Origin of the sequence: Pantoea rodasii (assembly GCF_002095465.1) — a bacterium.
In the GTDB taxonomy this organism is placed as follows: domain Bacteria; phylum Pseudomonadota; class Gammaproteobacteria; order Enterobacterales; family Enterobacteriaceae; genus Pantoea; species Pantoea rodasii.
The window spans coordinates 388,283-408,334 of the sequence record NZ_MLFP01000002.1 but is presented as its reverse complement, the minus strand read 5'-3'; the positions used below and the strand labels follow the sequence as shown (position 1 = coordinate 408,334).

Annotated in this window: 15 protein-coding genes; 7 read left to right on the top strand and 8 right to left on the bottom strand. The window is 55.7% G+C overall.

Annotation, left to right across the window (positions count from 1 at the left end; translation table 11 throughout):
* Window positions 1-8 precede the first annotated feature (8 nt).
* Complete coding sequence (dld, locus tag HA45_RS04335) at window positions 9-1,718, top strand: D-lactate dehydrogenase (RefSeq protein ID WP_100702475.1); 1,710 nt, start codon at window positions 9-11, stop codon at window positions 1,716-1,718.
* A gap of 35 nt (window positions 1,719-1,753) precedes the next feature.
* Here dld and HA45_RS04330 read toward each other — a convergent pair whose 3' ends face one another.
* The 3 genes from HA45_RS04330 to HA45_RS04320 form a co-directional block, all read right to left on the bottom strand.
* Window positions 1,754-4,198, bottom strand: coding sequence for a DUF3772 domain-containing protein (locus HA45_RS04330; protein ID WP_100702474.1), 2,445 nt, complete (start codon window positions 4,196-4,198; stop codon window positions 1,754-1,756).
* A 153-nt stretch (window positions 4,199-4,351) separates the two neighbouring features.
* Entirely contained in the window at window positions 4,352-5,353 is a 1,002-nt protein-coding gene (gene pbpG, locus HA45_RS04325; RefSeq protein WP_244563367.1) for a D-alanyl-D-alanine endopeptidase, read from the bottom strand.
* 174 nt (window positions 5,354-5,527) lie between these two features.
* Entirely contained in the window at window positions 5,528-6,115 is a 588-nt protein-coding gene (locus tag HA45_RS04320; RefSeq protein WP_100702473.1) for a Yip1 family protein, read from the bottom strand.
* Window positions 6,116-6,282: 167 nt separating this feature from the next.
* Here HA45_RS04320 and HA45_RS04315 point away from each other — a divergent pair, with 167 nt between their 5' ends.
* On the top strand, window positions 6,283-6,858 hold the full coding sequence (locus HA45_RS04315; protein ID WP_100702472.1) for a DedA family protein: 576 nt from the start codon (window positions 6,283-6,285) through the stop codon (window positions 6,856-6,858).
* Here the strand turns inward: HA45_RS04315 and HA45_RS04310 are convergent.
* Entirely contained in the window at window positions 6,855-7,634 is a 780-nt protein-coding gene (locus HA45_RS04310; protein ID WP_100702471.1) for an SDR family oxidoreductase, read from the bottom strand. The two genes, HA45_RS04315 and HA45_RS04310, sit on opposite strands and share 4 nt — an antisense overlap.
* A gap of 118 nt (window positions 7,635-7,752) precedes the next feature.
* Between HA45_RS04310 and HA45_RS04305 the strand changes: the two genes are divergently transcribed.
* Together HA45_RS04305 and HA45_RS04300 are read left to right on the top strand one after the other, a co-directional pair.
* Window positions 7,753-9,567 carry a glycoside hydrolase family 15 protein gene (locus HA45_RS04305; RefSeq protein ID WP_100702470.1) on the top strand — a complete coding sequence of 605 codons (1,815 nt, stop codon included), beginning with the start codon at window positions 7,753-7,755 and terminating at the stop codon, window positions 9,565-9,567.
* 198 nt (window positions 9,568-9,765) lie between these two features.
* Window positions 9,766-10,848 carry a L,D-transpeptidase family protein gene (locus HA45_RS04300; protein ID WP_100702469.1) on the top strand — a complete coding sequence of 361 codons (1,083 nt, stop codon included), beginning with the start codon at window positions 9,766-9,768 and terminating at the stop codon, window positions 10,846-10,848.
* Window positions 10,849-11,002: 154 nt separating this feature from the next.
* Here the strand turns inward: HA45_RS04300 and HA45_RS04295 are convergent, their stop codons facing one another.
* A complete protein-coding gene (locus tag HA45_RS04295; RefSeq protein ID WP_100702468.1) occupies window positions 11,003-12,028 on the bottom strand; it encodes a transporter in 1,026 nt (341 codons plus the stop codon).
* Between the two features lie 165 nt (window positions 12,029-12,193).
* Between HA45_RS04295 and HA45_RS04290 the strand changes: the two genes are divergently transcribed.
* On the top strand, window positions 12,194-13,810 hold the full coding sequence (locus HA45_RS04290; RefSeq protein ID WP_100702467.1) for an inorganic phosphate transporter: 1,617 nt from the start codon (window positions 12,194-12,196) through the stop codon (window positions 13,808-13,810).
* 12 nt (window positions 13,811-13,822) lie between these two features.
* A complete protein-coding gene (gene ppk2 / locus HA45_RS04285) occupies window positions 13,823-14,743 on the top strand; it encodes a polyphosphate kinase 2 (RefSeq protein ID WP_100702466.1) in 921 nt (306 codons plus the stop codon).
* On the opposite strand, the gene HA45_RS04280 is transcribed toward ppk2, so the two are convergent.
* A complete protein-coding gene (locus HA45_RS04280; RefSeq protein WP_100702465.1) occupies window positions 14,740-15,945 on the bottom strand; it encodes an MFS transporter in 1,206 nt (401 codons plus the stop codon). The genes ppk2 and HA45_RS04280 overlap by 4 nt on opposite strands.
* 690 nt (window positions 15,946-16,635) lie before the next feature.
* Between HA45_RS04280 and HA45_RS04275 the strand changes: the two genes are divergently transcribed.
* Entirely contained in the window at window positions 16,636-17,622 is a 987-nt protein-coding gene (locus HA45_RS04275; RefSeq protein ID WP_338064367.1) for a glycosyltransferase family 4 protein, read from the top strand.
* 7 nt (window positions 17,623-17,629) lie between these two features.
* Here HA45_RS04275 and dusC read toward each other — a convergent pair whose 3' ends face one another.
* Together dusC and rhlE are read right to left on the bottom strand one after the other, a co-directional pair.
* Window positions 17,630-18,586: a tRNA dihydrouridine(16) synthase DusC gene (dusC, locus tag HA45_RS04270; RefSeq protein ID WP_100702463.1), complete on the bottom strand. Its 957-nt coding sequence runs from the start codon at window positions 18,584-18,586 to the stop codon at window positions 17,630-17,632.
* 4 nt (window positions 18,587-18,590) lie between these two features.
* Window positions 18,591-20,006: an ATP-dependent RNA helicase RhlE gene (gene rhlE / locus HA45_RS04265; protein WP_100702462.1), complete on the bottom strand. Its 1,416-nt coding sequence runs from the start codon at window positions 20,004-20,006 to the stop codon at window positions 18,591-18,593.
* Window positions 20,007-20,052 lie beyond the last annotated feature (46 nt).

Genomic DNA, 20,052 nt, shown 5'->3' with positions numbered 1-20,052 from the left:
ACAGGTTTATGAATAACAACACCTCACACCCTACACTGCTGGCTGAACTGCGCCGCCTCGTCGGCCCTTCCAACCTGTTAACCGAAGCGGAACAGACGGCGCGCTATCGCAAAGGTTTTCGCTCGGGTGAAGGCGATGCCCTCGCGGTTATCTTCCCCGGTACCTTGCTGGAACTGTGGCGCGTGCTGCAGGCACTGGTGCAGGCCGATGCGGTGATTCTGATGCAGGCCGCCAACACCGGGTTAACCGAAGGCTCGACGCCCAACGGCAACGATTACGATCGCCCGGTGGTGATTATCAGTACCTTACGCCTCGATAAATTGCAGCTGATCGAGGGCGGCAAGCAGATCCTCGCGTTTCCTGGCAGCACCTTGTATCAGCTGGAAAAAGCTCTGAAGCCGCTGGGACGCGAACCGCACTCGGTGATCGGATCGTCGTGTATCGGCGCATCGGTAATGGGCGGGATTTGTAATAACTCAGGCGGATCGCTGATCAAACGCGGTCCGGCCTACAGCGAAATGGCGCTTTACGCGCAGATCGATGCCGATGGCAAACTCAAGCTGGTCAATCATCTCGGCATGGATCTCGGCCACTCGCCGGAAGAGATGCTCGGCCGACTGGATGACGATCGCTGGCAGCAGAACGACGTGCGCTGGGACGAGCGCCATGCCTCCGACCACGAATACGCCGACCGGGTGCGCGATATCCATGCGGATACGCCAGCACGCTTCAACGCCGATGAACGTCGCCTGTTCGAAGCTTCTGGCTGCGCGGGCAAACTGGCGGTGTTCGCCGTGCGTCTGGATACCTTCCCCACCGAACCGAAACAGCAGGTGTTCTATATCGGCACCAACGATCCGGCGGTGCTGGGGGATCTGCGCCGGCATATTCTGGCCGAGTTCAAAAACCTGCCGGTGGCGGGCGAATATATGCACCGCGACATTTTCGATATCGCCGAAGTGTACGGCAAAGATACTTTTGTGATGATCGACAAGCTCGGCACCGACAAGATGCCGCAGTTCTTCACGCTAAAAGGTCGGGTGGATGCCTGGCTGGGTAAGCTGAGTTTTGTTAAACCTCATTTCACCGATCGCGTATTGCAGCGCATCAGCGGTTGGCTGCCGGCACATCTGCCAAAGCGCATGAAGCAGTATCGCGATAAGTTTGAGCATCACCTGATGTTAAAGATGTCCGGTGAAGGCGTTGTCGAAGCGCAGGAATATTTGCATGAATACTTCCGCGAAGGCGGGGGTGAATTCTTTGCCTGTGACGGTAAAGAAGGCGCACACGCCTTCCTGCATCGCTTTGCCGCCGCCGGTGCCGCAGTGCGTTATCACGCGGTACATGCGGATGAAGTGGAAGATATTCTGGCGCTGGATATCGCGCTACGCCGCAACGATCAGGATTGGTTTGAGCGCTTACCGGCGGAGTTTGATAACGATCTCAGCCATCGCCTCTATTACGGGCATTTCTTCTGCCACGTGTTCCATCAGGATTACATCGTGAAGAAAGGCGTGGATGCGCATGCGTTGAAGGAGAAGATGCTGGCGATCCTCAGCGAACGCGGTGCCGAATATCCGGCTGAGCATAACGTTGGGCATCTGTATCATGCGAAACCGCAGTTGCGAGCGTTTTATCGCCAGCTGGATCCGACCAATACCTTTAATCCGGGGATTGGTAAAACCAGTAAGCAGAAAGGTTGGGCGGTGAAGGTGTAATGAAGCAGTGGGCGGCCCGAGAGCCGCCCATTTGATTACGGCAGTTGTTCGCCCTCTTCGTGCACCGTTGCAGGCATCGTTCGACGTTCAATGATCATCGTCTGCGGTGTAGACAGCACAATGCCCTCTTTGCGCAGGCGCGTCAGAATATCGAACAGCAGATCGCTCTTGGCGCTGGAGATCTGACGCTGACCTGCGACGTTGCCGGTGACGCTCAGCACGATACCGGCAGAAGTCAGATCCTTGAACGACACGGACGGCTCAGGCGTTTCCAGAATACGTTCGTTCTCCTCGTACACCTCAAGCAGAATCTCACGCACGCGCACCGGATCGATATCCAGCGGGAAGGTCAGCAGAATGGTCACCACGCCCTGCGCATTGCCCATGGTGGCGTTACGTACGTTCTGCGAGATGAATTGCGAGTTCGGCACAATCACCGTCGATTTATCACTGAGCTGAATCTCGGTGGCGCGCACGTTGATACGACGAATATCCCCTTCAATGCCGCTGATGCTCACCAGATCGCCCACTTTGACAGGACGCTCGGTTAACAGAATCAAACCGGAGATAAAGTTCTTCACAATCTCTTGCAAGCCGAAACCGATACCGACTGACAAGGCACTGACGATCCACGCCAGTTTGTTCCACTGCAGCCCCATGATTGACAGCGTCAGCAGGATAATCAGCACGTAGCCGATGTTGCTGAACAGTGTGACCAGCGACACGCGCATGCCCACGTCCATGGTGGTTTTTGGCAGGAAATCTTTATCCAGCCAGCGACGCACCGAACGCAGCACGTAAATCCCCACCACCAGACACAAAATGGCATTAACCATGTGCGCCGGCACGATGTTCAGTGACTCCAGGCCTTTGCCGCCCCAGAATTCAATGACTTTTTGAATCAGTTCGATCGGTGTCGATGAGGCAAAGGTGCCATTCAGCAGCGCCAGCGCGACAATCCCAATCAGGGCTGTTTTACCGATAGCGCCCAGCAGCGTAGCCGCCTGCTGCAGATGACGTTCATCAATGTTTAATGACGTCTGCAGGCGTTTGCCGGTGGCGTTATTGGTCGAGAACAAGCTTTCGCAGCCGTCGTTGATCAGATGGCTGAGGAAGTAGAACGAGCCAAACAGGATGCCACACCAGATCAGTTCATAACTCATGAAGCGCGCGAGCGTGACATAGCCGATGATCAGCGAGATCAAAATCGCTAACGCGGTCAGCGTTAGCGCCAGCTGTATTAGCCCGACCACGGTCGGACGAGCTTCTGGCGCATTACCCGCTTGCACCATGCGACGGCGCACACGATTGGTGCGCATGCTGATCGCCAGCCCCGTGCAGCCAATCAGTAATGCGGTCAATCCGTTGGCGAAAATGGTGGTATTGAGGCTGGTACCAACGCTGTAGTTAAAGGATTCGGCGGTCTGGAAGATAAACACCAGTCCTGCGGTAAGAGGCGGGAACGGCTTCAACGCCTGCGCCACTTCGTTGGAGATGCTCGGCAGACGCCAGCTTGGACGGCGCGTTGACAGGAACGCCCGCCCTAACCCGGCGATCAGGCCGCAATAGACGCTGAGTTGCACCAGGCGCTCAACAAAATCCTGCACGTCAGTGGATACTTCATCGCGGCGGGTAAACGCCAGCGCGATAAAGTTAAACGTCAGCACCACCGCAGCCAGAGTGGTTAAGGCAATCGCCGCCGCCAGGAAGCTACGACGCAGACGCCCTTCAGGCATTTTGTGAATGCTGACCCAGGCGAGAAACTCCTCGCTGTAACGACGGCCGAGCGTCATCACCAACATCGCCGCGATCAACCAGCCGATGGTGCCAAAGCGCCAGCCAGACTCCCAGGAAAGTGCGGCGGTGTCCTGCAGTTCGGCAATAAAATCACTGATCTTCTCGCCATCCAGATCCTGGCGGCTCACCAGCGGTGACCAGAAACGCGGCCCCAAAATACTGCCGGAGTTCAGTGCCAGCTGACTTTTTAGCTGGTCGCGACGCAGGTTAACAATCTGTGAGGAAAGCACCAACGCGCCGTTTTTAATGCCGTCGGCCTGCTTGATTTGATCGTCCAGCTTGCTTTTCTGGCTCTCCAGCGTGGCGCGTTTGCGCGTGACTTCGGGAGTTTCTTTAACTCCGCTATCGGCTTTGGGTGCGGGACCGAGCACTGCCAGTTGCGCATCAAGCTGCTGACGTTGTGGGATCAATGCCTGACCCAGAGTTTCCGCGTTACCGGATAGCTCCAGCGCCATCTCATTGAGCTGGTTGAGCTGGCTTTCATTGGTATCACCGGATACCTGGCCTTTAATCTTGTCGAGGATCTTCTGCATTTTAGGCAGCTCGACCGAGGGATTCACCTTCGGCGCAGCATCTTCTTGCTGGGCCGCGGCGGCAGTATTGTCATCCGCATAGCTCAGGGCCGGGCTGAACAACACCAGCAGCAGTAAAAATGGGGTAATGAGTGATCGAAGCTTGAACATATAAATGAGATTCCAGCGCAATTTCAGCCGATAAATGCCAGTTAACTTTGAATGGCGGCCAGTGTAGAGCGAAGCCGAAGCGGAGACTATAGGAATGAAGCGCTAAAACATTGGTGCTAACGATTAGGGATTTTTTGGTCGTTCGGGGGTAATTTATCCCGCCAATCGGCAGCACTCACAGACGCGCAATTCATTGCGCATCTGTGAATTGAAACAGACGTCGTGATTACTCGTTGCTGGCCGTCTGCGACGTTTTTGCTTCTTGTACGCCAGCGCAGCCGCCGGAACCGGAGCGGCTTTGCCGGTTTCCAGCCAGTCACGCAGACGGTTAGCATCGGCAAAATGGGTGTACTTACCAAAGGCATCCAGTACCACCAGCGCCACCGGACGGTTATTAATCACCGTGCGCATCACCAGACAGTGGCCTGCTTCATCGGTATAACCGGTTTTGGTCAACGCAATGCGCCAGTCGCCTTTGTACACCAGGTGATTGGTATTACGGAACGGCAATGCGTAGTTAGGATGCTTAAACACCGCCGTGTCTTCTTTGGTGGTGCTCAACTCGCCGATCAGCGGATACTGACGCGTAGCTTTCGCCAGCTTGATCAAATCTTCCGCATTGGACACGTTGTTAATCGACAAACCGGTGGGTTCAACATAATGGGTGTGGGTCATGCCCAGTGCGCGCGCTTTGGCATTCATCGCGCGGATAAAGGCATCGTAGCCGCCCGGATAGTGATGCGCCAGGCTGGCGGCCGCACGGTTTTCTGAAGACATCAGCGCGAGCAGCAGCATATTGCGGCGGCTGATTTCACTGTTCAGTTTCACACGGGAAAACACACCGCGCATTTCCGGCGTATGGCTGATATCCACCGATAACAATTCATCCATCGGCAGTTTGGCATCCAGCACCACCATCGCGGTCATCAGCTTGGTGAGTGACGCGATAGGACGCACGCGGTCCGGATGGCTGGAGAACAGCACTTTATTGGTTTCAAGATCGACAATCATGGCACTGCCGGAGGCGATTTGCGGTTGGGCAATCGGCGCCAGATTAGACAGCGCAGCGGGCGCGGCCAGTGCCGGGGTTACAGCTGCCGGCGCGGCGACAAACAGCGCCAGCGACAGCAAAGAAATACGCATTTTTACAGACATCGTGTCAAAAAAATCCGGTGAGGAGTTTTGCGCCGTGTTTAAGACACAGGCCGCGCGCATCAAACCAGACAGGATGCGGGCTGGCAGCAGCATAATACCCACTTCCCTACGAAATTTCTTAGGTAGATTGTTTCCGGGCGTTAAAAAAGGGCGGCTTATTAGCCGCCCGGGTATTCAGAACAATCGTGGTCCGTATCCCCACAGAATCACCGTCAGCGCCAGCAGTACTTCAAACACCAGCACGCCAATCGCTAAAGTTGAACCGGAGAAGCGCATGCTCTCTTCACGGTCAATATTCAGGAACACCGGAATACCGACATACAGCAGATAACCGGTGTACAGCAAGGCCACTGCGCCCGCGAATACGCACAGCCACACCAGCGGATACAGTGCCACCAGGCCACTGATAAACAACGGCGTGGCCACATAACCGGCAAAAACAGTACAGCGTGGAATGCTCGGACGCTGCGGATAATCGCGCGCCATCCAGTGAATGACGCGGCCCATCACCGCCACGCCGCCTAAGATAATCAGGTAAAACAGAATGCCGAGACCGATGCCGGTCAGCAGGTTGAGTTGTACGAACTGCCCTTCGCCCAGATTCCAGCCCAGCTGTGTGGTACCGATAAAGGCGCAGATCACCGGGATCGCCGCCATCATCAAAACATGGTGGGTGTAATGGTGCGAAACGCTCTCGTTTTCTTGCTTGATATCGCGCATTTCCTGGTTAGGATGCGCCAGAAGACCCCAGACATGATTCATAAAATCACTCCTCTGATGCGACGGGCTGCCCCTTCAGCTTTCAGGCCTTACCACTCAGGCAGCTTCCCTTCAAGTATAATCGGCGCGGCTGTTTTTGCGGACAGCGGCACAAAAAAGCCGCAGGCGTATAAACTGTTACCTGATTCACTCGCGACAGGGAGGATAATTTGCATCTCGATATCAATGGATTAATTACCCAATACGGCTATCTGGCACTGCTGCTCGGCTGCATTGCCGAAGGGGAAACTTTTACGCTGCTGGGCGGCGTGGCGGCGCATGAAGGCTTGCTGCACTTTGGCGGCGTGGTGCTGGCCGCGATGATTGGCGGGATTATTGGCGATCAGCTGCTGTTTTGGCTCGGTCGTCGTTACGGCACGCGCATCCTGCGTCGATTCCGCAAACATGAGGATACGATTCGTAAAGCCAACCATCTGATTCAAAAGCACCCCAGTCTGTTTGTGATTGGCGTGCGCTTTATGTATGGCTTCCGAATCGTGGGTCCGATTATTATCGGCACCAGCCGGCTCAAACCGCTGCGCTTCTTTGTGCTCAACGTTATCGGTGCCGCACTGTGGTCGGTGATTTTCGTTACCCTGGGCTATTTTGCCGGGGAGATCATCACGCCGTGGCTGCATAAACTCGATCAGCACCTGAAGCATTTGCTATGGCTGGTGGCGGCGATTGTGTTCGGCATTGCATTGCGTTTCATCATTCGCCGCTGGAATCACCGCCGCGCCGGTTAGTGGTGATAACCTTTAAATTGTGGATTGGCGAGCATAAAGCCGCCGTCCACAATGAAAGACTGCCCAGTGGTGTAAGTCGCCCATTCTGAACACAACCACGCCACTAAGCTTGCCACTTCTCGCGTATCGCCCGGACGACCAATTGGGATTTCCGGCATGCGCGTGGTGCGCGCCTGATCGTTACTCAGATGATTCATCGCTGTGGCAATCGCCCCCGGCGCCACGGCATTCACCAGAATATGATGCGGCAACAAACTCAACGCCATCGATTTGGTGAGCCCGCCGAGCGCATGTTTCGCCGCGGTATACGCTGTCGCATCCGGTAGCGGCGTGTGCTCATGCACGGAGGTGATATTGATAATGCGTCCGCCATCGCCCTGATCGACCATGTGGCGCGCGGCAATTTGTCCGCAGACAAATGAGCCATCCACGTCCACGCTGAACGTCTTACGCCAGTCTTCAAACGTCACATCGAGAAAATCGGCTTTCAGCATCACGCCCGCATTGTTGACTAACACGTCAATGCGCCCCAGCGAATTAATCAGCTGTGATAGCTGCTGTCCACCGGCTTGCGGATCGGAGAGATCGAGCTGTCGCACCTGCGCGGTTTGCCCTTTGCTCTCCACCAGCCGCGCGGTTTCCTGCGCGCCCTCTTCGTCTGAACGCCAGGTGATCCCTAAGGTATAACCGGCTTCTGCCAGCATAACGGCGCAGCTGCGACCAATGCCGGAATCGGATGCGGTGACCACGGCCACTTTCTGTTTGCCCAGTGCCATAACATTCTCCTGCGTGATGGGTGTCTTCACAGTATAGAAGTTATCGAAATGTGCCTCGCGTCAGCCGAAAAAACCTTTTCGTCTATAGTTAACAATCAGATGCAGTCAAGGAGGCAGGATGAGCAAAATTAAACGCAGAATCGATGATCACGGGGTTATAGGCGATTTACGCACCTGTGCACTGATTGCCAATGACGGCACCATCGATTATCTCTGCTGGCCGGAACTGGATAGTCCATCGGTATTTGCCGCCCTGCTCGACGGCGATGAAGCGGGTTTGTTTTCACTGGCGCCTGACTGGAAAAATGTCCGTCAGCAACAGCTGTATCTGCCTGATACCAATATTCTGCAAACCCGCTGGCTGGGTGATGAAGGCGTGGCGGAAATCACCGATTACATGCCGATTTGCGATCAGCCCAACAAAGTGCCGCGCCTGGTGCGCCGGGTGAAAATGGTGCGCGGCTGTGCCACCTTTCATCTGCTGTGCGCGCCGCGTCATGATTACGCCCGCGCCGAAACCACCACCGAGCTGCGGCCCGGCGGCATCGCGTTTCTGGCGGAAGGGCAGCCTACGTTGCGTTTGAGCGCCACGGTGGTGATGACGCGGGAAAACCACAGCGCGGTGGCGGAATTTACCCTCAAAGCGGGCGAGTCGGCTGAGTTTGTGTTTGGCAGCGATGAAGACCCGTTCGTTGCCCACATCGCCACCGATCAATGCTTCAATGATACCCTGGCCTATTGGCGTCTCTGGAGCAGCCACAGCACCTATCGCGGACGCTGGCAGGAGATGGTGACGCGCTCTGCGCTGGCGCTAAAGCTGCTCACCTCCAAACAGCACGGCTCGATTGCCGCAGCGGCCACCTTCGGCTTACCGGAAGAGTTGGGCGGCGAGCGCAACTGGGACTATCGCGCGTCATGGATCCGAGACGCTTCCTTCAGCATGTATGCATTGATGCGACTGGGCTACGTGGAAGAAGCGCGCGATTTCACCCATTGGGTTGGGCGCTGCGTCGAGCACAGCCATGATGACACGCCGCATCTGCAAGTGATGTATCGCCTGGACAGCGGCACCGAGTTGCATGAGACCGAACTGCTGAATCTCTCCGGCTATGCCAACTCGCGTCCGGTGCGCATCGGCAATGATGCGTGGCGGCAAACCCAGCTGGATATTTACGGCGAATTGATGGACGCGATTTATCTTGCCAATAAATACGGTGAGGCCATTTCCCAACGCGGCTGGCGGCATGTTTCCGACATGATTGATTATGTTTGCGGCAACTGGAATCAGCCCGATGCCGGTATTTGGGAGATGCGCGGCGAGCCGGAACACTTCCTGCATTCACGTTTGATGTGCTGGGTGGCACTGGATCGCGCCCTGCGCCTTGGCCTGAAGCGCTCACTGCCGATGCCCTATGAGCGCTGGGATCGGGCACGCAGCGCTATCCGCGATGATATCTGGCAGAATTTCTGGAACCCGGAACTCGGCCACTTTACCGCCACGCGCGGCGGTCAATATCTGGATGCCTCAATGCTGCTGATGCCGCTGGTGCGTTTTGTCAGCTCCACCGATCCCGACTGGATCGCCACCCTCGACGCGATTAAAACGCATTTGGTGAGCGACGGTTTAGTGCGCCGCTATAACATTAGCGAGACGCCTGCCGATGCATTAACCGGTGGAGAAGGATCTTTTGCCGCCTGTTCATTTTGGTATGTGGAGTGCCTGGCACGTGCCGGACGCGTGCAAGAGGCCCACTTTGAATTTGAGAAATTGCTGAGTTATGCCAATCCATTGGGGCTGTACGCCGAGGAATTTACCACCCACGGCGAAGCATTGGGTAACATGCCGCAGGCGTTGTCGCACCTGGCATTGATCAGCGCTGCTTTTTTCCTCAATCGTAAATTAAGTAACGAAGTGACGCTGTGGCAACCTTAAGAAAATTCACTTTTTGGGCGGTACGGCAACGAGACAGGTCGGGAATTGACCACTATTTAAGTAAAGTATCATCAGCCATTGAAAATCATGATTCCCATCCTGGCGCCTATGCACATATAATGCGCAGCCGGTCATGCTGACCGAGATGGATTCGACACACTGACAAGCCTGAAACACGGCTATAACGACTTGTAAAACATGAAAAAGAGCATTCGCGCGTTCGCTTCACTCGCCCTGGTACTGGCGGCGTTCAGCCAGTCGGCATTCGCAGTAGTGTATCCGCTGCCAGCGGCTAACAGCCGTTTGATCGGCGAAAACCTTGAAATCACCGTGCCTGATGACAGCCGACTTCCGCTGGAAGCCTTTGCTGCACAGTACCAGATGGGCCTCAGCAACATGCTGGAAGCCAATCCGGGCGTTGATGTGTATCTGCCTAAAGCGGGCACCAAAATGGTGATCCCACAGCAGTTGATTCTGCCTGACGCACCGCGTGACGGCATCGTGATCAACAGCGCGGAAATGCGTCTTTACTATTACCCGAAAGGCACCAAAACCGTGGTTGTGCTGCCAATCGGTATTGGCGAGTTAGGTAAAGACACGCCGGTTAACTGGACCACCACCGTTCAGCGTAAGAAAGCCGGTCCAACCTGGACGCCGACCAAAGGCATGCACGCGGATTACGCGGCACGCGGCGAAACCATTCCGGCGGTGTTCCCTGCTGGTCCGGATAACCCAATGGGCCTGTATGCGCTGTACATCGGTCGTCTGTACGCGGTACACGGTACTAACGCCAACTTCGGTATCGGTCTGCGCGTAAGCCACGGTTGTGTGCGTCTGCGTGCTGACGACATCAAATGGCTGTTCGACAACGTGCCTGTCGGCACGCGCGTGCAGTTTATCGATCAGCCGGTGAAAGCCACCGTGGAGCCAGACGGTTCTCGCTATGTCGAAGTGCATAACCCACTCTCGACTACCGAAGAGCAGTTCAACTCACGTGAAGTGGTACCGATTACGCTGACCGCTGCGGTGACCAAAGTGATTGCCGATGGCAGCACCAACCAGGATGCGTTGAACAACGCCATCAAGGCGCGTGACGGTATGCCAACCAAAGTTAATGGTCCACAGGGTGAAGTGATGCCTGATCCGGTGCCGGTACAGGAATCTTCTGACGCAACGCCGAAAGAAGAGCCAATGACCCCGCAAGGCGCCAGCGCCGTTGCACCACAGGGTGATGTGGCACCGGTTGCTCAGCCTGCGCCAGCGACCGGCAACAGCCTGTAATCGCTGATTCGCATGCAGTAAAAAAGCCAGCCCATTGCGGCTGGCTTTTTTGTGGGCGCTATCCATCAATGACAACCCTACGATGACATTGCGCGGTGTTCGAAATGCGCGGCGCTGAAAGATGCACATTGATGCGCGCCTGGATACAGAGAGGTTATTCCCGCCGCCGTCTCAATGCCAGCCATCCCGCCACCAGGGTGAACACCAGCACCACTATCACCAATAACAAAAAACCGTGGGGATTACTCGCCAGCGGAATGCCGCCCACGTTCATCCCAAAGAAGCCGGCGATGATGTTAATCGGCAGCGCCAGCACGGTGATCACCGTCAGCAAAAACAGCGTGCGGTTACTCTCCTCCATCAAGCTGGCGGCAATCTCTTCCTGCAACAGCCGAATGCGCTCCATCAGTCCCGCCAGATCGTTCAGTGCCACACTGAACTCTTCGGTAAAAATCCGCAGTTCACTCAGTGGGTCGCGTTTTAGCCATTTCGGTGGCCGGTTTAACAAACGAAACAGTGCAGCGGGTTCCGGTGCCAGCAAACGCTGTACGCGCAGCAGCATGCGACGTAAATGCCCCAGTTCACTGCGGTTGGTTTTGATCGCCGCACTCAATAACCGTTCTTCAATGGCATCGACTGCCTGGCTGGAACGGCGCACCACCTGCTCAAGCTGCGCTTCCTGCTCACCCAGCAGCCACAACAACATCGCATCCGGCTCGGCAAAAGTGAGTCGATCAATCTGCTGGTGCATACGTTCAATCATCCCCACCGGGCGATAGCGCGCGGTAACGATGATGTGTGCGCAGCACCAGATCCACAGCGTCGCGTTCTGCGTACTGCGTTCTTCTTTACTGAACGTCACGTCGTTGAGCACCGCCAACAGCGCATCGTTTTGATGCGCCAGACGGGTACGCGGCGAAGCGGAATGGATCTCGTCGAAGAAATCGCTGTCTACACCAAAATGGTCCTGAACCCAGCGCTCGGCACGAGCATGATTCAGGTTGATGTGCAGCCAAAGAAAATAGGATTCAGGCAGATCTTGCTGCGCTAACTGCGCCGCTTCACGCGCATTAAGCCGCTGTGGCGGTGCGTCTGGCGTGAACAGGTATCCATGAATAAGTCCGGCGACTTCGTTATTAAAGTCCGGCAATGAGGCAAGCGGCAAGACAGGCTGGAGCATGGCAGCGTGATGATCCCGGAGCGGTCAGATCCACAGACTGCGACAGCTGTGTTACAGCAAGATGACACAGTGTGATCGCCATCATCATTCTGTCATACAAACCCCGTATCACACTGCAAGTAACGGATGCCAATCGAGCATCGTCAATCCACACCGGGGTGTGTTATGGCTGAAAACAGTTTACCTGCATCTACATCGACATCATCGTCCCACAGCGGACGCCCGAATCTTAACCAAGGCAGCGGTCGAGTATCCCGCATCATCTTTCTGATATTGCTGTTCGGCGGCCTGCTCTTTACCGCCATCAATCTGTTTAATGATGTTGAAGAAACCGGTGCGCCAGTCACCAGCTATACGCCGTTCCTGCTGCTGGGCGTGGCATTGGTGATTGCACTCGGCTTTGAGTTTGTGAATGGCTTCCACGATACCGCTAATGCGGTCGCCACTGTGATTTACACCCACTCGCTCTCACCGGGCGTTGCGGTGGTGTGGTCGGGCTTCTGTAACTTTCTTGGCGTGTTGCTCTCCAGCGGCGTGGTGGCGTTTGGCATTATCTCGCTGCTGCCCGTAGAGCTGATTCTGCAGGCGGGTAGCGGCAACGGCTTCGCCATGGTGTATGCGCTGCTGTTCTCGGCGATTATCTGGAACCTCGGCACCTGGTATTTCGGCCTGCCCGCCTCCTCTTCCCATACGCTAATCGGCTCCATCATCGGCGTGGGCGTGGCGAATGCCCTGCTGCATGGCCGCAGCGGCACCAGCGGCGTGGACTGGGATCAGGCGATTAAAGTGGGTTATGCGCTGCTGCTGTCACCGGTGGTGGGCTTTATCTGCGCCGCGCTGCTGTTGCTGGCGATGAAAGCGCTGATCCGCAACCGTCAGCTGTATGAAGCACCCAAAGGCAACCAGCCACCGCCACCGTGGATCCGTGGTTTGCTGATCCTGACCTGTACCGGCGTCTCTTTTGCGCATGGCTCGAACGATGGTCAAAAAGGCATGGGTCTCATCATGCTGATTCTGGTCGGCACCATGCCGATTGCCTACGCGCTGAACCGCTCGCTGCCGCCCGATCAAATCCCACGCGTGGCCGCGTTAACCCAGGTGACCGAACAGCAACTGCTGACGCTGCAACCGGCCCCGGCTGCGATGCCCGCACCGCGTGAGGTGCTGACCGAATTCGTACGCACCAGCCAGAATCGTCCACAGGTATTGCCGGCCCTTGGCATGATGCTGGGCGATATCGGCGATCAGATCCGTCGTTATGGTGCAGTGGAGAATATCCCGGCACAGGCGGTGACCAACACCCGTAACGATATGTACCTCGCCTCGGAAACCATTAAACATCTGCAATCTGCCAAAGTGGCGTTGCCGGAAGACATTGCCAGCAATCTCGCCGCCGTGAAGAAGGAACTGGATGCCGCGACACGCTTTATCCCGATGTGGGTGAAAGTGGTGGTGGCGATTGCCCTGGGTCTCGGCACCATGGTCGGCTGGCGTCGTATTGTGGTCACGGTCGGTGAACGCATCGGTAAAACCCACCTGACTTACGCACAGGGTGCCAGTGCGGAGCTGGTGGCGATGGCGACCATCGGCGCAGCGGATATCTTCGGTTTGCCGGTCTCCACCACGCACGTGCTCTCATCGGGCGTTGCCGGTTCAATGGCCGCTAACAAATCTGGCCTGCAGCTCTCTACCATTCGCAACCTTGCGTTAGCGTGGGTATTAACGCTGCCGGTCTCGGTCTTACTTTCAGGGCTGCTCTACGCCCTGTTTATTCATCTGTAACGGGGAAAAGTCATGGCGACACACGACAACAGCTTCCACAGCGAGACTTTCAATGCGCGTCTGCTGCAGGAGTTTTACGACAGCTACGACGAAGAGCTGGAAATGGAGCTGGATGACCTGCGCTTTAATGATAACGGTGAACCGCAAGAAGAAGGCGACAAGGCATTCCGCCGCCGCTACTTCCGTGAGCTGCTGCATCTGCAAGGTGAACTGGTGAAGCTGCAGGATTGGGTGATGCGCACCGGTCATCGCATCGTTATTTTGTTTGAAGGCCGTGATGCGGCCGGTAAAGGCGGCGTGATTAAACGTATCACCCAACGCCTGAACCCCCGCACGTGCCGTGTGGCTGCCCTGCCCGCGCCTAACGATCGCGAAAAAACGCAGTGGTACTTCCAGCGCTACATCGCCCATCTGCCGGCAGCCGGTGAAATCGTGATGTTCGACCGCAGCTGGTATAACCGTGCTGGCGTAGAACGCGTGATGGGCTTTTGTAACGAAGCCGAAGTGGAAGAGTTTTACCGCAGCGTGCCGGAATTTGAAAAAATGCTGACGCGCAGTGGTATCCAAATCATCAAGTACTGGTTCTCGATCACCGATGAAGAGCAGGAGCTGCGCTTCCTGAGCCGTATTCACGATCCGTTGAAACAGTGGAAACTGAGCCCAATGGACCTCGAAAGCCGTCGTCGCTGGGAAGATTACACCGAAGCCAAGGAAGAAATGCTGGAACGTACCCACATTGATGAAGCGCCATGGTGGGTCGTGCAAGGTGTCGATAAGAAGCGTGCGCGCCTGAACTGCATCAGTCATTTGCTGCAGCAGGTGCCGTATGAAGAGAGCGAGTCGAAGACGATTATGTTACCGACGCGCGAACGCAATGAGGATTATCGTCGCGCGCCAGTACCTGAAAAAATGGTTGTGCCAGAGAAGTATTAATTAACCGTTTGCACGGCCGCTTGTCGGCCGTGCTGCTGATGCAAACGCAAGGTAATCACAAACGCCCCCAGCACCATTAATGCCGCGGCCAGATACACCGACTGCATCCCCCAGTGACCAATCAGCAAACCCGCCACCGGACCGGTTAATCCCAGCCCTAAATCGAGAAACGCCGAGTAAGTCCCCAGCGCTGAACCCTGATCCTGCTGCTGCACCCGCTTAACCGCTTCCACACCCAGCGCCGGGAACACCAGTGAGAAGCCACCGCCGGTCAGGAACGCGCCGACATCCACCAGCCAGCTGCTGTCGGCCTGCCAGATAAGCAGCAGTCCCGCACACTCCAACACAAACGACACCAGTGAGACTTTTAGCCCACCAAAACGGGTGATGTATCGGCCACCGGCCAGTCGCACCAGCACAAATCCGAGGCTAAACAGCGTCAGTGCAAAGGCGGCACCGCTCCAGTCGCGGCTGGCGAAATAGAGGGTGATAAAGGTGGAGATAACGCCAAAACCGATGGTGCCAAAGCCCAGTGCCAGCCCAAACAGCCAGACGCGGCTGACCACGCGATGAAAAGGAATGCGCACGCCAGCGGTAACACTGACCGCCGCTTTACGGCTCGCCATGCAGAAGCCGATGATGCCCATCAGCGCCACCAGGCCGGCAAAGCCGCTGATGCCGAACATTTGATTGAGCAGCACACCCAGCGGTGCACCAATCGCCATGGCGAAGTAAGTGGCCACGCCGTTCCATGAAATCACACGCGCGGTCTGGAGCGGCCCAACCATGTTCATGCCCCACAGCGTTGAACCGGTGCTGCTAAAGCTTTCGCCTACGCCGAGAAACAACCGTCCCACCGCCAATAACGTCAGGCTGAGCATCGGCGCATCGGTGAACATCGCGGCAAAAATCGACAGCACGCCGCTCATGCCGCAGCACACCAATCCCATCATCACCACGCGTTTTGGGCCATAGCGATCGGCCAGGCGACCCGAATGCGGACGGCTGAGCAGCGTGGCGAAGTACTGCAGGCTGATGATCAATCCGGCGATGAATGAGCTGAAACCCAGCTGGTTGTGCACAAATCCCGGCAGCACTGCGAGCGGTAATCCTACCGAGAGATAGCAGAAAAACGTGAAGACGATAACGGAGATGATGCGTTTATTTAACTGAGCATGACTCAGTACAGCGGCGTCAGACATGTGTGATGGCATTACAAATGAATATGAAACGCTACTATAGCGCAAATAGCCTTCAGCTTGAACCTCACTTTACCTGGAACTGTGTTATGGCGTAATTCTGTAATATCCGTTCAACGCAGCATTATAAATAGAGTCCAATTCTATGCCGGTTAAATAAATAATAACGTTCAATTCAATTTTATTAACTTATTGGCATGAAAAATCTGAAAAAAGACCGCCAGCAAAAATCAATTTAATGTATTGGCTTGGTAAAAGAGCTGTAAAACCAGTCGCTAACCGTTACAGGCTGCCAGGCTAGCGCCCTGTGCTTCTGTACTCATTCACATTAAGACATAGATTCTGCCGTCGAATACCTTTAGGTTACAGTTAATTAAAACAAACCCAACTCATTACTCCCAGTGCGTAATCTCATTGCTATCCACCCAACGCCCTCGCACCGGGCCATGCTCATCGCTGACGCTTTTATTTTAATCTGTACCCTACCTGCCAGGAGAGATTATGAAGATAATCACCAGTGGAAGCGGATATCCTGAAAAAAGAAATATCATGACGCATTCCCAGCATCAATATATAGATTGCCGAAAAAAGAACATCTACTTTTATTCAAATGCCATAAGATCAAAGATTCTACACAAAAATAAACAATTTATTTTTCGCCCCTTCCCCGGCTCACTGCCCCATGATGCGGATGTGATTCATCTCTTCAACGAAGTGGCTAACACCAAAAGAAATTGGATCGCTACTTTTGAAACCGAAATCCCACGCGTGCTGCCGGTGCCTGGCATGGCGAAAGTGGATAATCCTGAACTGCAGTCACAGTTGCAATTGATCGCCCGTGAGGAGTGCCTGACGTTAATTGCCATCTCGCAAGCCACCCTCAACATCCAGCTGAAACTGCTCGACGCTTTTCCCGCCATCAAAGCCGCGGTCAGCCACAAGCTGCACGTGCTGCATCCGCCGCAGCCGCTGCTGTGCGTTAAGCCCCGCCTGGTGTCGCCAGGCGAAATTCGGTTGGTGTTTATCGGCAGCGAGTTCTATCGCAAAGGTGGGGCGGAAGTGGTGCTGGCGGTTTCACAATTGACTGAAGAGGATGTTTTCACACGTGGCCAGATTCAGGTGACGCTGATTGGTGATATCACGCAGCGACATAATATTGCCCATCGACAATTTCAGGATGACGAGGCGTTTTATGCGCGCATTGAGCACTTAATTAAAATCTCGCCGCATATCCAGCATTTCACCAGCATGCCGAACCCTCAGGTGCTGACCTTGCTGCAGCGTTCGCACGTGGGATTACTGCCGAGCTGGCAGGATACCTACGGCTTCTCGGTGCTGGAGATGCAGGCCAGTGGATGCCCAGTGATCACCACCAACATTCGCGCCTTGCCTGAAATCAATCCGGAGGGCGCGGGTTGGCTGATTCATCAACCCTTGAATGACGAGCATGAATATGTGATTGACTCTCAGGAGAGCAAAATGCAGATACGCCGACAGATCGTGCAGCAGCTCAAAGCGCATATCACGGATATTTTGCGTAACCCGGGGGTGATTACCCAGTACTCTGCGCAATCACTGAAGAGAATTGCCGAACAGCACGACCCGGTGAAATTCAGTGAACAACTCGCCCGCTTCTATTCATCCAGCAAGCAGATTCACTATACAACGGCGTTTAAATGAGGAGGCGTTAAACCGCTACGGTTAGCTGTTGCGCATGGCGTTCAATGGCCGAGGCAATGTCTGAAGAGACGCGTAACGTGCGGATTTCACTGAAAAGCCCATCGGCTTCGTTGTAGGCTTTGCGCAGATAGCCCAGCCACTGTTTGATACGTGCGACGTGATACATGCCGGTATCACCCTGCTTTTCCAGCTGGGTATACTTGAGCAGCAGTTCGACCACTTGCGACCACGGCATTGGCGCTTCGTTGTATTTCACCACGCGGCCAAGGTTCGGGATATTGAGCGCACCGCGCCCTAACATTACCGCATCGCAACCGGTAATGCGCATACAGTCTTGCGCATCCTGCCAGCTCCAGATTTCACCGTTGGCGATCACTGGAATCGACAAGCGCTGGCGAATTTCACCAATCGCCTGCCAGTTGATGCTCTCGGCGCGATAGCCATCTTCTTTGGTGCGACCGTGCACCACCAGTTCGCTGGCACCGGCCTGCTGCACCGCATCCGCGATCTCAAAGCGACGCTCGCCGGAATCCCAGCCCAAACGCACTTTCACCGTCACCGGCAGATGCGCCGGAACCGCTTCTCGCATGGCTTTCGCACCGCGATAAATCAGCTCGGGATCTTTCAGCAGGGTTGCCCCGCCGCCGCTGCCATTGACCAGCTTTGACGGACAACCACAGTTGAGATCGACGCCCCAGGAGCCAAGCTCCACGGCGCGCGCCGCATTTTCTGCCAGCCACTCGGGATATTGCCCGAGCAGCTGCATACGCACACGCGTTCCTGAGGGCGTTCGGCTGCTGTTATGCAGCTCAGGACATAAACGGTGAAAGGATTTTACCGGCAGCAGTTGATCGACCACGCGCAGAAACTCAGTGACGCACAGATCATAATCATTGACCCCGGAGAGCAGCTCACGCACCAATGAATCGAGCACGCCCTCCATCGGCGCCAGTAACACCCTCATCGCGTTAGATGTTCCCGCTCTTTTTCGCTGCCGGACGACGACGACCGCTGTTTGCGGCTGGCGCAGTCTGGCTGGCTGCGCCACCCTGACGACGTGCAGCGGCTGGACGCGCTTCACCTTGTGGTCGCGCACCGTTGCTGCCCTGCGGGCGCTGGCCGTTGCCGCTGTGCGGACGAGAAACGTTACCGCCCTGACCGCGACCCTGGCTTTGTCCACGGCCCTGGCCCTGTCCGCGCCCTTGCTGCTGGCGACCATTCTGGATCGGTTCCGCTTTGATGCTTGGGTCCACTTCGAAACCTTCAAGCTCAATGCGCGGAATCTCACGCTTCAGCAAACGCTCGATGTCACGCAGCAGTTTGTGTTCATCAACACACACCAGTGACAGCGCCGCGCCGGTTGCCGCAGCACGCCCGGTACGACCAATACGGTGAACGTAATCTTCTGCCACGTTAGGCAGTTCATAGTTCACTACGTGTGGCAGCTCTTCGATATCCAGACCACGTGCAGCGATATCGGTTGCCACCAGCACGCGAATGCCACCGGATTTAAAGTCAGCTAATGCACGCGTACGCGCGCCCTGGCTTTTGTTACCGTGGATAGCCGCAGCGGTGATGCCATCTTTGTTCAGCTGCTCAGCCAGATGGTTAGCGCCATGTTTGGTACGGGTGAACACCAGCACTTGCTGCCAGTTATCGCGACCAATCATCAGCGACAGCAGTTCCCGCTTACGCTTCTTATCAACGAAATGCACTTGCTGCGAAACCTGCTCTGACGCGGTGTTACGACGCGCCACTTCCACCTGTTCAGGGTTGGTGAGCAGTTTTTCCGCCAGGGTTTTGATCTCATCAGAGAAGGTGGCAGAGAACAGCAGGTTCTGACGTTTGGCCGGCAGACGCGCCAGCACGCGACGAATGTCGTGGATGAAGCCCATATCGAGCATGCGATCCGCTTCGTCCAGAACCAGAATCTCAACCTGGGACAGATCCACCGCATTTTGATGCGCCAGATCCAGCAGACGGCCAGGCGTTGCCACCAGCACATCCACACCACCGCGCAGTTTCATCATCTGCGGGTTGATGCTCACGCCACCGAAGACCACCAGTGAACGAATATCCAGGTACTGACTGTACTCACGGACGTTCTCGCCCACCTGCGCCGCCAGTTCACGGGTTGGGGTGAGGATCAACGCACGCACCGGACGACGGCCGCGCGCGTTTGAAGGATTTGCCGTAAGACGCTGCAGCAATGGCAGCGTGAAGCCGGCGGTTTTACCGGTACCGGTTTGGGCGCTCGCCAGCAGGTCACGACCCGCCAGCACCACGGGAATAGCCTGACGCTGAATCGGCGTCGGTTCCTGGTAGCCTTGTTCCGCTACCGCACGCAAAATATCGGCACTTAAGCCGAGAGAGTCAAATGACATGCAGGTGTATTACTCCGAACCGCCCTGTTCGCCGTGAGCGATGTAG

Excerpts from the sequence above, each read along its gene's own strand:
- HA45_RS04300 (WP_100702469.1), top strand. The coding sequence starts at position 9,766 with ATGAAAAAGAGCATTCGCGCGTTCGCTTCACTCGCCCTGGTACTGGCG.
- ppk2 (WP_100702466.1), top strand. The coding sequence starts at position 13,823 with ATGGCGACACACGACAACAGCTTCCACAGCGAGACTTTCAATGCGCGT.
- HA45_RS04310 (WP_100702471.1), bottom strand. The coding sequence starts at position 7,634 with ATGGCACTGGGCAAACAGAAAGTGGCCGTGGTCACCGCATCCGATTCC.
- pbpG (WP_244563367.1), bottom strand. The coding sequence starts at position 5,353 with ATGTCTGTAAAAATGCGTATTTCTTTGCTGTCGCTGGCGCTGTTTGTC.
- HA45_RS04305 (WP_100702470.1), top strand. The coding sequence starts at position 7,753 with ATGAGCAAAATTAAACGCAGAATCGATGATCACGGGGTTATAGGCGAT.
- dusC (WP_100702463.1), bottom strand. The coding sequence starts at position 18,586 with ATGAGGGTGTTACTGGCGCCGATGGAGGGCGTGCTCGATTCATTGGTG.
- HA45_RS04280 (WP_100702465.1), bottom strand. The coding sequence starts at position 15,945 with ATGTCTGACGCCGCTGTACTGAGTCATGCTCAGTTAAATAAACGCATC.
- HA45_RS04290 (WP_100702467.1), top strand. The coding sequence starts at position 12,194 with ATGGCTGAAAACAGTTTACCTGCATCTACATCGACATCATCGTCCCAC.
- HA45_RS04320 (WP_100702473.1), bottom strand. The coding sequence starts at position 6,115 with ATGAATCATGTCTGGGGTCTTCTGGCGCATCCTAACCAGGAAATGCGC.
- dld (WP_100702475.1), top strand. The coding sequence starts at position 9 with ATGAATAACAACACCTCACACCCTACACTGCTGGCTGAACTGCGCCGC.
- HA45_RS04330 (WP_100702474.1), bottom strand. The coding sequence starts at position 4,198 with ATGTTCAAGCTTCGATCACTCATTACCCCATTTTTACTGCTGCTGGTG.
- HA45_RS04295 (WP_100702468.1), bottom strand. The coding sequence starts at position 12,028 with ATGCTCCAGCCTGTCTTGCCGCTTGCCTCATTGCCGGACTTTAATAAC.
- rhlE (WP_100702462.1), bottom strand. The coding sequence starts at position 20,006 with ATGTCATTTGACTCTCTCGGCTTAAGTGCCGATATTTTGCGTGCGGTA.